The sequence below is a fragment of the Streptomyces genisteinicus genome, assembly GCF_014489615.1.
Classification (GTDB): Bacteria; Actinomycetota; Actinomycetes; order Streptomycetales; family Streptomycetaceae; genus Streptomyces; species Streptomyces genisteinicus.
The window spans coordinates 428,844-440,885 of sequence record NZ_CP060826.1; the positions used below are offsets into that span (position 1 = coordinate 428,844).

The 12,042-nt window shown below is 72.5% G+C and carries 11 protein-coding genes; 6 read left to right on the forward strand and 5 right to left on the reverse strand.

Annotation, left to right across the window (positions count from 1 at the left end; all coding sequences use genetic code 11):
* Window positions 1-465: 465 nt before the first annotated feature.
* Entirely contained in the window at window positions 466-2,079 is a 1,614-nt protein-coding gene (locus IAG43_RS33740; protein WP_187744949.1) for an MFS transporter, read from the reverse strand.
* A gap of 556 nt (window positions 2,080-2,635) precedes the next feature.
* Here IAG43_RS33740 and IAG43_RS33745 point away from each other — a divergent pair.
* On the forward strand, window positions 2,636-2,821 hold the full coding sequence (locus tag IAG43_RS33745) for a DUF5302 domain-containing protein (protein WP_187744950.1): 186 nt from the start codon (window positions 2,636-2,638) through the stop codon (window positions 2,819-2,821).
* Window positions 2,822-3,043: 222 nt separating this feature from the next.
* Window positions 3,044-3,226 carry a DUF5302 domain-containing protein gene (locus IAG43_RS33750; RefSeq protein WP_187744951.1) on the forward strand — a complete coding sequence of 61 codons (183 nt, stop codon included), beginning with the start codon at window positions 3,044-3,046 and terminating at the stop codon, window positions 3,224-3,226.
* Window positions 3,227-3,611: 385 nt separating this feature from the next.
* On the opposite strand, the gene IAG43_RS33755 is transcribed toward IAG43_RS33750, so the two are convergent.
* Window positions 3,612-4,487, reverse strand: coding sequence for an NAD(P)H-binding protein (locus tag IAG43_RS33755; RefSeq protein ID WP_187744952.1), 876 nt, complete (start codon window positions 4,485-4,487; stop codon window positions 3,612-3,614).
* A 335-nt stretch (window positions 4,488-4,822) separates the two neighbouring features.
* Here IAG43_RS33755 and IAG43_RS33760 point away from each other — a divergent pair, with 335 nt between their 5' ends.
* A complete protein-coding gene (locus IAG43_RS33760) occupies window positions 4,823-5,488 on the forward strand; it encodes a 4'-phosphopantetheinyl transferase family protein (RefSeq protein WP_187744953.1) in 666 nt (221 codons plus the stop codon).
* A gap of 280 nt (window positions 5,489-5,768) precedes the next feature.
* Here IAG43_RS33760 and ahcY read toward each other — a convergent pair whose 3' ends face one another.
* From ahcY to metK, 3 genes are all read right to left on the reverse strand, one after another.
* Window positions 5,769-7,232: an adenosylhomocysteinase gene (gene ahcY, locus IAG43_RS33765; RefSeq protein WP_187744954.1), complete on the reverse strand. Its 1,464-nt coding sequence runs from the start codon at window positions 7,230-7,232 to the stop codon at window positions 5,769-5,771.
* On the reverse strand, window positions 7,210-8,124 hold the full coding sequence (metF, locus tag IAG43_RS33770; RefSeq protein WP_187744992.1) for a methylenetetrahydrofolate reductase [NAD(P)H]: 915 nt from the start codon (window positions 8,122-8,124) through the stop codon (window positions 7,210-7,212). The genes ahcY and metF overlap by 23 nt, the downstream gene beginning before the upstream one ends.
* 159 nt (window positions 8,125-8,283) lie before the next feature.
* On the reverse strand, window positions 8,284-9,507 hold the full coding sequence (metK, locus tag IAG43_RS33775) for a methionine adenosyltransferase (RefSeq protein WP_187744955.1): 1,224 nt from the start codon (window positions 9,505-9,507) through the stop codon (window positions 8,284-8,286).
* A gap of 366 nt (window positions 9,508-9,873) precedes the next feature.
* Here metK and IAG43_RS33780 point away from each other — a divergent pair, with 366 nt between their 5' ends.
* The 3 genes from IAG43_RS33780 to IAG43_RS33790 all read left to right on the forward strand — a co-directional run bounded on the left by IAG43_RS33780 (window position 9,874) and on the right by IAG43_RS33790 (window position 11,784).
* On the forward strand, window positions 9,874-10,464 hold the full coding sequence (locus IAG43_RS33780; RefSeq protein WP_187744956.1) for a TIGR04222 domain-containing membrane protein: 591 nt from the start codon (window positions 9,874-9,876) through the stop codon (window positions 10,462-10,464).
* 127 nt (window positions 10,465-10,591) lie between these two features.
* Complete coding sequence (locus IAG43_RS33785) at window positions 10,592-11,218, forward strand: ATP-binding protein (protein WP_187744957.1); 627 nt, start codon at window positions 10,592-10,594, stop codon at window positions 11,216-11,218.
* Window positions 11,219-11,292: 74 nt separating this feature from the next.
* Window positions 11,293-11,784: an SRPBCC family protein gene (locus IAG43_RS33790; RefSeq protein WP_187744958.1), complete on the forward strand. Its 492-nt coding sequence runs from the start codon at window positions 11,293-11,295 to the stop codon at window positions 11,782-11,784.
* The last annotated feature ends 258 nt before the right edge of the window (window positions 11,785-12,042 follow it).

Below are 12,042 nucleotides of genomic sequence, written 5' to 3' on the forward strand. Positions count from 1 at the left end.
ACAAGAGAGCCGTATCGCCCTCGGGCAATACGGCTCGTGAAGAGAATTATTCGTCATGTCGGCGGTGCGTCCGCATCGATCTGCGTGAAGGCACACCACGCCTGTTCGAACAGTGTGACAGCAGACGCGCTCCGGCGTCAATATTGCTCTGTTCGGGGGCCTGAAATCAAGAATCTCTCGAAAACATTTCAGCTGCTTCTCCAGCGCTTCTCGTTTCCCGCGCCGTCCCGTGCCGTGCCCACGGTCCCGAGCCTTCGGCCCCGTGCCGTCCTCCGCCGTTCCGCGCCGTGACTCCCCTTTCCCGGACAACGGCACCGCCGCCCTCCTTCCGCGCTGCTGTGGCGTCGCGGAAAGAGGGCGGCGGTGTGTCCCCGGCTCGAAACGGCCGCACGGCCACGGGGCCGCGGAGCCGGCCCGGGCGGCGGCAGGCCGCCCGGGCGCGGTTCAGGGGTGCGTGACAGGAGGTCAGGAGACCCCCGAGGTGTCCTTCCGCTCCGCCTCGGCCGCCGACGCCTGCGCCGGGACCTCGTCCCCCTGCGGCGCGGCCTCCTCGGGCGGGACCGAGTTCCTGCGCAGCAGCGCCCACGCCAGCACACCGGCCGCGATGGCCAGGGCCGCGCCGATGCGCATGCTCACCGAGATGCCGGAGGCGAACGCCTCGCCCACCTGCTGGATGAGCAGCGCCGGGTCGTCGCCGCGGGCGGCCACGCCCAGGGCCTCGCCGACGGAGTCCGTCGCGTCCTCGGGAATCGAGTCCGGCACACGCGAGGCGAACAGCGCGGCGGCGAAGCTGCCCATGACCGCGATGCCGCAGGCGCTGCCGAACTCCTGCATCGTGGAGTTGAGTCCGCCCGCCACTCCGGCGCGCTCCACCGGGATGGAGCTCACGAGGGCGTTGGACGCGGTCGGCATGGCGATGCCGGCGCCGGCGCCCATCACGGCGAGACCGGCCAGGGCCAGGCCGTAGCCGGAGTCGCGGTCCAGCATGCTCAGGATGAGCAGACCGGCTCCCATCAGGCTCAGACCGGTGGTCATCGTGGCGGGAGTGCCGATCTTCTCCGCGAGCTTCGGCCCGAACGCGGTCACCATCATGAGCGCGAGCGCCATCGGCACGACACCGAGCCCCGCCTCCAGCGGGCTGTAGTCCATCACGAACTGCAGGTACTGGGTGAACAGGAACAGCGAGCCCGCCAGCGCGACGTAGGTCAGCGCCGTGCTGCTGACGGCACCGCTGAACGCCGGGTTCCTGAACAGCGAGACGTCCAGCATCGGTTCCGCGCAGCGGCGCTCCCAGTACGCGAAGGACACCAGCGACACCGCGCCGACCGTGAACGGGACCACCACGTGGACGGAGCTCCAGCCGTGCTCCGGCACCGAGATGATCGCGTACACCAGGCCGACGCTCATCAGGATGGACAGCACCACACCGGGCACGTCGATCTTCCGGACCTGCGGATCACGCGACTCGGGGACCAGGACGATCATCGTGATCAGCGCGGCCAGACCGACCGGCACGTTGATCAGCAGGACCGAGCCCCACCAGAAGTGGTTGAGCATGAACCCGCCGAGCACGGGCCCGAGGGCGACGCCGACCGCGCCCACCGCGGTCCACACGCCGATGGCCTTCGGCCGCTCCTTCTCGGGGAACACCTGCATGAGGACGGCCAGGGTGCTGGGCATCAGCAGCGCCGCGCCGACACCCATGCCGATGCGCCCGGCGATCAGCTGCGCCGGGCTGTCGGCCATCGAGGCCACTCCGGAGAACAGCGTGAACAGCGCCACGCCGATCAGGAGCGCCTTGCGGCGCCCGATCCGGTCGGCCAGGGAGCCCGTCGTCATGAGCAGGCCGCCGACCGCCAGCGTGTAGCCGTTCATCACCCACTGGATCGACGCGGTCGAGGCGTTGAGCGACTCCGTCATCGACGGGATCGCCACGGTCAGCACCGTGTTGTCCAGCAGCACCAGCAGTACGGCGAGACAGAGCGCGCTCAGGATCAGCCAGCGCTGTGGGTGGGGGGTGGGTCCTGCTGTCGCATCCTTCCTGTCCGCAATCGTGTGCGGCTCAGAGGCCTCGGTCATGGAGGCTCCCTTCCAAAAGCTTTTGACGTACAAGGTGAGAGGGGGGAACGGCGCACGTACGGGAAGGGTGCACCGCAATGACGCCCCACGAGTATGGGCGTCCGGACAGGCTACGGAAAGACGAATCCGGTTTCCCTCGACTCCCTCTCAAGGGCGATGCGGTGAATCACGTCGCCGTGGCCGACGGATACCCGAACGGTGGCCGGAACGAGCATTTTCCGTTCCATGCCGATGCATTTCTCCAGAGATTTTCCATCGTTTCTCCAGCGCCCCTTGAGCCGTTTTCGAGCGGGCGGCGCCGCGCGGCGCCGATCGGTCCGGCCAGCCGTTGCACGGCAGACCCGTCGGCCCCGGCCGGCGGCCCGCCGGGAAGCCCGCCCCGCGCCCCGCGTCCGGCCCGTCCGCGGTGCCCGGGGGAGGGGCGGCCCCGGCCGGCCGTCCGGGCGGGGCCCAGGCGGCCTCGAGGCGGACTGGGGCCGGATTCGAGCGATTCTCCAGAAGCCGGTGATGCCCTGGGCCGGGTACGGGAACAACCGTCGAACGCCAGGAGGCAGCCATGGCTGACACGCCCCCCGCGCACCATGCCGAAGAGGATGCGGCCAAGCGCCGGTTCCGGGAAGCCCTTGCGAAGAAGACACGCAACTCGCAGGCGCGTGCCGCTCAGGAGGAAGGCCGGCTGAAGGTCAAGAACGCGAGTGGCGCCGCCGATCAGAAGCGGTTCTTCCGGCGCAAGACCGGGTGACGGCTTCCGGGCCGGGCGCGGTCCGCCCCGACGACGTGCCCCGGTCCCCGCGACCGGGGCACGGCGTCGTCGCGCGCCCATGGCGTGAGGTGCGGAGCCGGGCATCCGGCCCGGTGCACCCGTACACATGCCCTTCGGGCGCGTGATGCGTCCGAAATCCAGCCTCGTCCGCACCCCATCCGTGGGCCAGGCTGGAACCGTCCCCCTACACAGGAGGTGCACATGGCGGAGACGCCGGAGAACAACGCCGAGGAGAAGTCCGCCCGCGACCGGTTCCGCGAGGCGCTGGAGCGCAAGCAGAACCAGACCCGCTCCCAGCAGGCGCACGAGGACGGCCGCATGAAGGTGAAGAGCATGAGCGGCCAGGCGGGCAAGAAGCGGTACATCCGGAGGAAGACCGGCTGACCGGACAGCCCCAGTGTGCCGTCGGTGCGTCGCCCGCACCGGCGGCATTCTGCTGCCGGCCGCCGTCGGGTGCCGCCCGTCGCCGGACGCGGGCGAGGCACCGCACCCCGGCACGAGAAGTGACGGGAGAGCCCCGGGATTCCCCTGGTGCGCCCGGGACGTCCCGTGCACGCCGACGCGTTCCGGCCACGTGCGCGGTCCCCGGCACCGCCCGGACCGCACCCCGCGAACGCCGCGCCCCGCGAACGCCGCCCCCGCGCGCGGTCCGCATCCGGGGCGGGGCCTTCACCCCCGCCGCGAGCACCGCCCGCGCGCCGGCACCGGCCGCGTCACCTGCTCCGTGTCAGCCCACCCGTGTCAGCCGACCCGTCTCACCCCCGTCGCGTCACACGCCGTGCGCCGCCGCCGCCCCGGCCGGCTCCGGCCCGAACGCCGCCCGGTGGTCCTCGGCCCACACCCGGAACGGCCGCGCCGGTGATCCGGTCACCGAGCGCACCGCGTCCACGACCTGGGTCTTGGCCCCGTCGCGCTGCCGGAGCGCGGAGGCCATGAGGGCCTGCGCCACCGGCTCCGGGTGGCGCGTCCGCAGCGCCGCGAGCGTCCTCTCGGGCGTCAGCTCCTCGAAGCGCAGGGTGACGCCGAGCGCCTGGCCGAGATGGTGCGCCTGCTCCACGGGGGTGACGGCCGCCGGTCCGGTCAGCGTGTAGGAACGGCCCGCGTGCCCGCCTTCGGTCAGCGTCCGCACGGCGACCTCCGCGATGTCCCGGGGATCGGCGCAGGCGTTGGCCGACGTCCCGTACAGCGCCCTGACCACCCGCTCCGAGCGGACGGACGCCGCCCACGACAGCGTGTTGCTCATGAACGAGCGCGGTCGCAGCAGCGTCCACTCCAGGCCGCTGTCCCGCAGCGCCTTCTCGTTGTCGCGCTGCCAGCGGGTGATGAGGTCGTCGGCCAGCGGGTCGAGCACGGCCGCCGCCGACAGCTTCACCACCCGTTCCACGCCCGCCCTGCGGGCGGCCCGCAGGAAGCGCACGTCGTCCTGCTCGCCGACCCGGCAGGTCACCAGGAGCGCCGTCCGCACGCCGGCCAGCGCGCGCCCGAGCGAGGCGTCGTCCCCGTAGTCGGCGACGACGGCCTCATGGGCCGGCCGGACCGGGGCCGACGCGGCGTTGCGGCTCAGCAGGCGGGCGGGCACGCCCTCGGGCAGCCGCCGTACGACCTCGCGCCCCACCGTCCCCGTCGCACCGGTCACCAGGATCATCGAGCGTCTCCCCCCTCGTTCACCGGGTCCATCGAGCGTCCCCTCCCCGTTCCGCTCCCGGAGCCGCAAGGCGTCCCCGGAGAGAAAATATACCGGCGGAGCGGTTCTTTCCAGTGTCTGACGCTCCCTCATATCGGTTGTGGCACAGCATTGTTGCCGTCACGACGGTCGCTCGAGGGCGGCTCCAGAGTGCGTCGAGAACCCCTTCGGTCCGCGCGCCGCCGCCCTACAGTTCCCGCAGGACCGGTATGTACCCCAGGAGGTGTCGAGGTGCCGTCGTCGGACCAGGCCACGAGGGACCGCCGCGGGTCCACCACCGCTGCCGGGGCGGGGCGTTGATCGAACGTCTCCTCCCCCCGGGCGTGGCCACCGCCGTCGCCCACGGCGACCCGGACATCCCGGAAGAGCTCCTGCCCGGCGAGGAGGAACGCGTCCACCGCTCCGTGCCCGCCCGGCGCCGGGAGTACGCCACGGCCAGGCGCTGCGCGCGGACCGCCCTCGCCGCCCTGGGGCTGCCGGAGCCACCCCTGCCGGCCGGGCCGTCGGGTGCGCCCCGCTGGCCCGTCGGAGTCGTCGGCAGCATCACCCACTGCGAGGGGTACCGGGCCGCGGCGGTCGCCCGCACGACCGGCACCGCGGCTCTGGGCATCGATGCGGAACGGCATCTGCCGCTGCCCGGGGGCGCGCTGGGACACATCGCCGACGACGCGGAACGGGCGTGCCTCGCACGGCTGGCGCAGGACCGGCCGGGCGTCTGCTGGGACACGGTGCTCTTCAGCGCAAAGGAGGCCGTCTACAAGGCCTGGCACCCCCACTTCCCGCGGAAGCTGTCGTTCGCGGACGCGTCGCTGACCTTCCGGACGGAGCCCGCCGGCACCTGCGGCACGTTCACCGCGCGGCTCCTCGTACCGGGTTCCCCGTACGGCTGCTTCCCGGGTCGCTGGACCGTGGCGGACGGCCTGGTGGTCACTGCGGTGCACCTGGCGGCGCCGTCCGCCTGACCTCTCCGCGTACCGGGGCCGCCCGCGTACCGGCGCCGCCCGCTCGGGCCGCGCCGGGCCCGAGCGGGACCGCCCGGGCCGCAACCGTCCGCCGCCGGACACGGCGAATGCCCGCCGGTACCCCTCGGGGGCGGGGGCGCCGGCGGGCGGGGCCCCGCGAAGGCTGGTGGCCCTGTGCGCCGCGGGGCTCACGACACCGAGTGTTCCGTCCCGGCCTCGACCTGTGCTCGCGCAGCGGTCGAGGGCCGGGGCGTCCGCAGCCCGGGGCCGGGATCGGAGGTCAGTAGCGGTAGTGGTCCGACTTGTACGGGCCGTCGACCTTCACACCGATGTACTCCGCCTGCTCCGGGCGCAGGGTGGTGAGTTTGACGCCGAGGGAGTCGAGGTGGAGGCGGGCGACCTTCTCGTCGAGGTGCTTGGGGAGCACGTAGACGTCGGTGGGGTACTCCTGCGGCTTGGTGAACAGCTCGATCTGGGCCAGGGTCTGGTCCGCGAAGGAGTTGGACATGACGAAGGAGGGGTGGCCGGTCGCGTTGCCGAGGTTGAGCAGGCGGCCCTCGGAGAGCACGATGAGGACCTTGCCGTCGGGGAACGTCCAGGTGTGGACCTGGGGCTTGACCTCGTCCTTGACGATGCCGGGGAGCTGGGCGAGGCCGGCCATGTCGATCTCGTTGTCGAAGTGGCCGATGTTCCCCACGATGGCCTGGTGCTTCATCCTGGCCATGTCGGAGGCCATGATGATGTCCTTGTTGCCGGTGGTGGTGACGAAGATGTCGGCCGTCTCCACGACCTCGTCCAGCGTGGTCACCTGGTAGCCGTCCATCGCCGCCTGCAGCGCGCAGATCGGGTCGATCTCCGTGATGATCACCCGGGCGCCCTGGCCCCGCAGGGACTCCGCGCAGCCCTTCCCGACGTCGCCGTAGCCGCAGACGACCGCGGTCTTGCCGCCGATGAGGACGTCGGTGGCCCGGTTGATCCCGTCGATCAGCGAGTGCCGGCAGCCGTACTTGTTGTCGAACTTCGACTTCGTGACCGCGTCGTTGACGTTGATCGCCGGGAACAGCAGCGTGCCCTCGCGGTGCATCTCGTACAGCCGGTGGACACCCGTCGTCGTCTCCTCCGTCACACCCCGGATCTCCGACGCCAGCTGCGTCCACTTCTGCGGGCTCTCACCCAGCGTCCGGTTCAGCAGCCGCAGGATGTGCCCGTACTCCTCACTGTCCGCCGTCGACGGATCCGGAGCCGCACCCGCCTTCTCGAACTCCACACCCTTGTGCACCAGCAGCGTGGCGTCACCACCGTCGTCCAGAATCATGTTCGGACCGCCCGTAGCGGTGTCCGGCCAGGTCAGCGCCTGCTCCGTGCACCACCAGTACTCCTCCAGCGTCTCGCCCTTCCAGGCGAAGACCGGCACACCCTTCGGCTCCTCCGGCGTGCCCTGCGGACCCACCGCGATCGCCGCCGCGGCATGGTCCTGCGTCGAATAGATGTTGCACGACGCCCAGCGGACGTCCGCACCGAGAGCCACCAGGGTCTCGATCAGCACCGCCGTCTGCACCGTCATGTGCAGCGAACCCGTGATCCGCGCACCCGCCAGCGGCTGCGCCGCCGCGTACTCGTGACGGATCGACATCAGACCGGGCATCTCGTGCTCGGCAAGCGTGATCTCCTTGCGGCCGAAAGCGGCAAGCGAGAGGTCGGCGACCCTGAAGTCCGTGAACTCAGCGGTGGACTGCGAGGACATGCTGTGTGCTCCTTGAATGGGTGACGTTGCGGTGGATGTCGAGCGTCGCCGCCGACCGGTTGAGGGTGATGTAGTGCAGGCCCGGCGCTCCCTCGGCGAGCAGCCGCTCGGCCATCGACGTGGCGTGCTCGACGCCGATGCGGTGCCCCTCCGCCGGGTTCCCGCGAGCGGCCTCCAGCCGGCGGGCCAGCGGCGCCGGGAAGGCCGCGCCGCTCAGTTCGGCGAAGCGGGCGACCTGGCGTACGTCGGTGGCCGGCATGATCTCCGGGATGACGGGGGTGTCGCAGCCGGCCGCGGCGACCCGGTCGCGCAGCCGCAGGTAGTCCTCGACGTGGAAGAACATCTGGGTGATCGCGTAGTCGGCGCCGGCCCGGCACTTCGCCACGAAGTGCCGGATGTCGCTCTCCCAGTCGGGGGAGCGCGGGTGCCGCTCCGGGAAGGCCGCCACACCGACGCGGAACCCTCCCGTCTCCTTGACCAGGCGCACCAGTTCGTGCGCGTGGGTGAACCCCGACGGATGCGGGATCCAGGGCGCGCCCGGGTCACCGGGCGGGTCGCCGCGGAGCACCAGGACGTCGCGGACACCGGCGTCCGCGTACTGCCCGATGACGTGGCGCAGTTCGGCCACCGAATGCCCTACCGCGGTCAGATGGGCGACCGGACGCAGCGTCGTCTCGTTCACCAGGCGCCTGGCGACCTCCACGGTGCGGTCCCGTGAGGACCCGCCGGCGCCGTACGTGACGGACACGAAGTCGGGTGCGAGCGGTTCGACGCGCCGGATCGTCTCCCACAGCGTCCGTTCGCCCTGGGCCGTCCTCGGCGGGAAGAACTCGAACGAGAAGCTCACCGCGGGCGGGCCCGTCGCGGGGAAGCGGCCCGCGCCGGGGCGCAGGTGCTCGGCGTTCCGCGTCCCGGGCCGGGCCGGAGGATCGCTGACGGTGGATCGGGGCGCCGCGACGCTCACGGTTCCTCCTCGGGTTCGCTGGTCGCCGGTGCTGTCTCCTGCGGGCCGGGCGGGCAGCCTGCCCGCCCGGCCCGGAGCCGTCGGGGCTCAGAGCCCCGCGGCCGCCCTGAGCTGCTGCGCGCGGTCGGTGCGCTCCCAGGTGAAGTCGGGGAGCTCGCGGCCGAAGTGGCCGTAGGCCGCGGTCTGCGCGTAGATCGGGCGGAGCAGGTCGAGATCGCGGATGATCGCGGCCGGGCGGAGGTCGAAGACCTCGGAGATGGCCTGCTCGATCTTCTCGACGTCGGTGGTGGCGGTTCCGAAGGTCTCGACGAAGAGACCGACCGGCTCCGCCTTGCCGATGGCGTAGGCGACCTGGACCTCGCAGCGGGCCGCGAGACCGGCCGCCACGACGTTCTTGGCGACCCAGCGCATGGCGTACGCGGCCGAGCGGTCCACCTTCGACGGGTCCTTGCCGGAGAAGGCGCCGCCGCCGTGGCGGGCCATGCCGCCGTAGGTGTCGATGATGATCTTGCGGCCGGTGAGGCCGGCGTCGCCCATCGGGCCGCCGATCTCGAAGCGCCCGGTCGGGTTGACCAGCAGCCGGTAGCCGTCGGTGTCCAGCTTGATGCCGTCCTCGGCCAGCTGCTTCAGCACGTGCTCGACGACGAACTCGCGGATGTCGGGCGCGAGCAGCGAGTCCAGGTCGATGTCGGACGCGTGCTGCGAGGACACCACGACGGTGTCGAGGCGGACCGCCGTGTCGCCGTCGTACTCGATGGTGACCTGCGTCTTGCCGTCCGGGCGCAGGTAGGGGATGGTCCCGTTCCTGCGGACCTCGGACAGCCGGCGGGAGAGCCGGTGGGCCAGGTGGATCGGCAGCGGCATCAGCTCGGGCGTCTCGTCGCACGCGTACCCGAACATCAGGCCCTGGTCGCCCGCGCCCTGCTTGTCGAGCTCGTCGCCCCCGTCCTGCGGGGAGCCACCCTCGACGCGCTTCTCGTACGCCGTGTCGACGCCCTGCGCGATGTCCGGGGACTGGGCGCCGATGGACACCGAGACGCCGCAGGAGGCGCCGTCGAAGCCCTTCTTCGACGAGTCGTAGCCGATCTCGAGGACGGCGTCGCGCACGAGCTGGGCGATCGGGACGTACGCCGTGGTGGTGACCTCGCCCGCGATGTGCACCTGCCCGGTGGTGATCAGCGTCTCGACGGCGACCCGGGAGGTCGGGTCCTCCGTGAGCATGGCGTCGAGGATCGTGTCGCTGATCCGGTCGGCGATCTTGTCGGGGTGGCCCTCGGTCACGGACTCCGAGGTGAACAGACGACGGGACATGGCTCTCCAGACGGTTGCGGCGCGCGGCACGGTCAAGGACGGACTGGCGGCAGGCGGGCAGCCCGCGTCCCGACCACGATGGCCACACCCGAACGAGGAATGCTCGAAGAACGACGGAACCTGAACGGAGAGCGGCCCGAGAGAAGTTGCCCGGAGCCATGCCCTCCGCTCCGCGCGGAGCCGCTCCCCGCACGCCTGCCGCGGGCACCTGAACGCTGTACACCCGCAGGCCGATCGGCGACAGTGGATGCCGTCCGCGGAGGACGGGGCACGCGCCGCGGCCCGGCCGGGCCGTCGCGCCCGGCACGCGGACCGAGCGGTCCGCAGGCGCGGCACGGGGCGGCGGCAGGCGAGGGGGACGCGGGGATGGTACGGAGGACCGGACGCGGACGGGCCGTCACCGGGGGCGAGGACCTGGACCTGTACCAGTACGCCTGCCTCGCCGGCGGGGTCCTGCGGGTCGCGGAGAGCGCCGTCCTGGTCCTCGTCGAGCGCGGGACGCTGTCCCTGGCGGCGGCCCGTCTGCGGGTCGTTGGCGACCGGCACTGCGAGCACCCGGTGGAAGAGGCCGTCGTCACCGCCTGCCCGCGGAGCAAGCCCCTGCGGCAGGTGATCGACGCTGTCGGCCGTTCCGCGGAGGCCGGCGACGTCGTCCGGAGCCTCGTCTCGCTGGGCCTGCTCGGCCCCCGGCGGCACAGGCCCACCCGCGCCGGGCGGCGACGCCTCGCGGACGCCGCCTCGACGGGACGCGTCCCCGCCTTCGCGCTCCACGGCGCGGCCGCCCTGGTCCGCGCCTCCACAAGGAGCGGGCCGCCCGGACCCCGCTCCGTCCCCGACGGCCTCGGACGCACCCTGGTCCGCATGGGCAAGGCGCTGGACGACGACCGCGGCCACACCACGGACGGCGGCTCGGGCGGCACCGACGCCGGCGGCGGCGGGGGCGGCGGCGGCGACTGACAGCGCCGGACCGCCCCGCGGGCCCGCGTGCCGGCGGCGGCACCCACCGGCGTTCCCCCGGGACACGCCGGACGCACGCGGCGAAGCCCGTCCCCGGTCCGCGATCACGGTGCCGCATACTTCTGCGATGGACACCCCGAGGGCCACCTGGCGCAACACCACCCACGACTGGGCCGGCACCGTCGACCGCGGCCACCTGGAGCACATCCGCCGCGACCGGGCCGCCCTCGCCCCCGGCGGCACCCTGCACCTGATCCTGGAAGTCGTCGCCTACGCGGCGGACGAGGCAGAGACCGGTCACGGCGGCCTCTGCCGGATCACCCTCCACCCGGACGGCTCGGTGGCCGTCGCCGACAACGGACGCGGGACCGACACCCGCGTCGACGACACAGGACGCACGGTGCGGAAGCCGGTCATGGCGACGAAGGACCTCCGGTTCTTCGACGACCCCGAGGCGCCGCCCCTCCCCGACGGGCACCCGCGCCGGGGCATGTCCGTCGTCGCCGCCCTCAGCACGTGGCTGACCCACACCAACCGCCGTCTCGGCGGTTCCTGGACCCAGCGCTACGAGCACGGCGTGCCCACCACCGATCTGCGACCGGTCCCCGACGACCTCACCACCGGCACCACGGTCCACTTCCTCCCGGACCACCCGCCGCGCACAGCGGGCGGCCCCGCCCCCGACGACCTGGCCCGGCTGACCCGGTGGTGGCCGCACCTCGCCGTCACCGTCGACGACCGCCGCGGCAGCTGACACCGCTGCTCCTGAACGCCTCCGCCTCCGCCGCCTCCGCACGAGCACGCCCCGAGGAAACGAAGGTGCGCCCCATGAAGTACACCGTCTCCATCGAGATCGCCCTGCCGCGCCGGACGGTGGTCCAGCTGCTCGCCGACCCGGCACACCTGCCGCAGTGGCTGCGCGGCCTCGTGCTGCACGAGCCGCTGAGCGGAGAGCACGGGCGGCCCGGCACGACGTCGCGGGTCGTGCTGCAGATGGGCGGGCGGACCATGGAGTGCACCGAGACCGTCACCCGCCGGGAACCGGAGGATCTGCGCGACCTCGCGCAGGCGGGCGTGGCCCGCTTCGACCGCGAGATCGTCACCGACGGCATGTGGAGCGCCGTGGGCGACCGGCTGACCGAAGCCGGCCCGGAGACGACGCTCTGGGAGAGCGAGAGCGAATACCGGTTCAGCAGCCTCCCGATGAAACTGGTGGCACTGCTGATGCCGGGCTCCTTCCGCAAGCAGTCGCGACAGCACATGACGGACTTCAAGGCGTTCGCCGAGCACGGCACGGACGTCCGCGACGCGACGGACTGAGCGCACCCGGTCGCACGCCACGCGCCAGGGACGACCCGTCCGGGGCGTGATCGCGTCCGGTGCGATCTCCGTCCGGTGGGCGTGATCGCGTCCGGCCGCGACGCCGTTCCGGCGCGGTCCCACGGCACACGCCGAGCCGTGCCGGGGGGTTTTCGGACCGGCAGCAACCCTGTCTCGGACATGCACTCAGGGGCCGCTCAAGACGGGTTCGAAGAGCGGTCGACGACCCGGACCGGCTGCCCGGGGATGACCGAAGGT

Coding starts and splice junctions, on each gene's coding strand:
- IAG43_RS33740 (WP_187744949.1), bottom strand. CDS start 2,079: ATGACCGAGGCCTCTGAGCCGCACACGATTGCGGACAGGAAGGATGCG.
- IAG43_RS33745 (WP_187744950.1), top strand. CDS start 2,636: ATGGCTGACACGCCCCCCGCGCACCATGCCGAAGAGGATGCGGCCAAG.
- IAG43_RS33750 (WP_187744951.1), top strand. CDS start 3,044: ATGGCGGAGACGCCGGAGAACAACGCCGAGGAGAAGTCCGCCCGCGAC.
- IAG43_RS33755 (WP_187744952.1), bottom strand. CDS start 4,487: ATGATCCTGGTGACCGGTGCGACGGGGACGGTGGGGCGCGAGGTCGTA.
- ahcY (WP_187744954.1), bottom strand. CDS start 7,232: ATGTCCTCGCAGTCCACCGCTGAGTTCACGGACTTCAGGGTCGCCGAC.
- metK (WP_187744955.1), bottom strand. CDS start 9,507: ATGTCCCGTCGTCTGTTCACCTCGGAGTCCGTGACCGAGGGCCACCCC.
- IAG43_RS33780 (WP_187744956.1), top strand. CDS start 9,874: ATGGTACGGAGGACCGGACGCGGACGGGCCGTCACCGGGGGCGAGGAC.
- IAG43_RS33785 (WP_187744957.1), top strand. CDS start 10,592: ATGGACACCCCGAGGGCCACCTGGCGCAACACCACCCACGACTGGGCC.
- IAG43_RS33790 (WP_187744958.1), top strand. CDS start 11,293: ATGAAGTACACCGTCTCCATCGAGATCGCCCTGCCGCGCCGGACGGTG.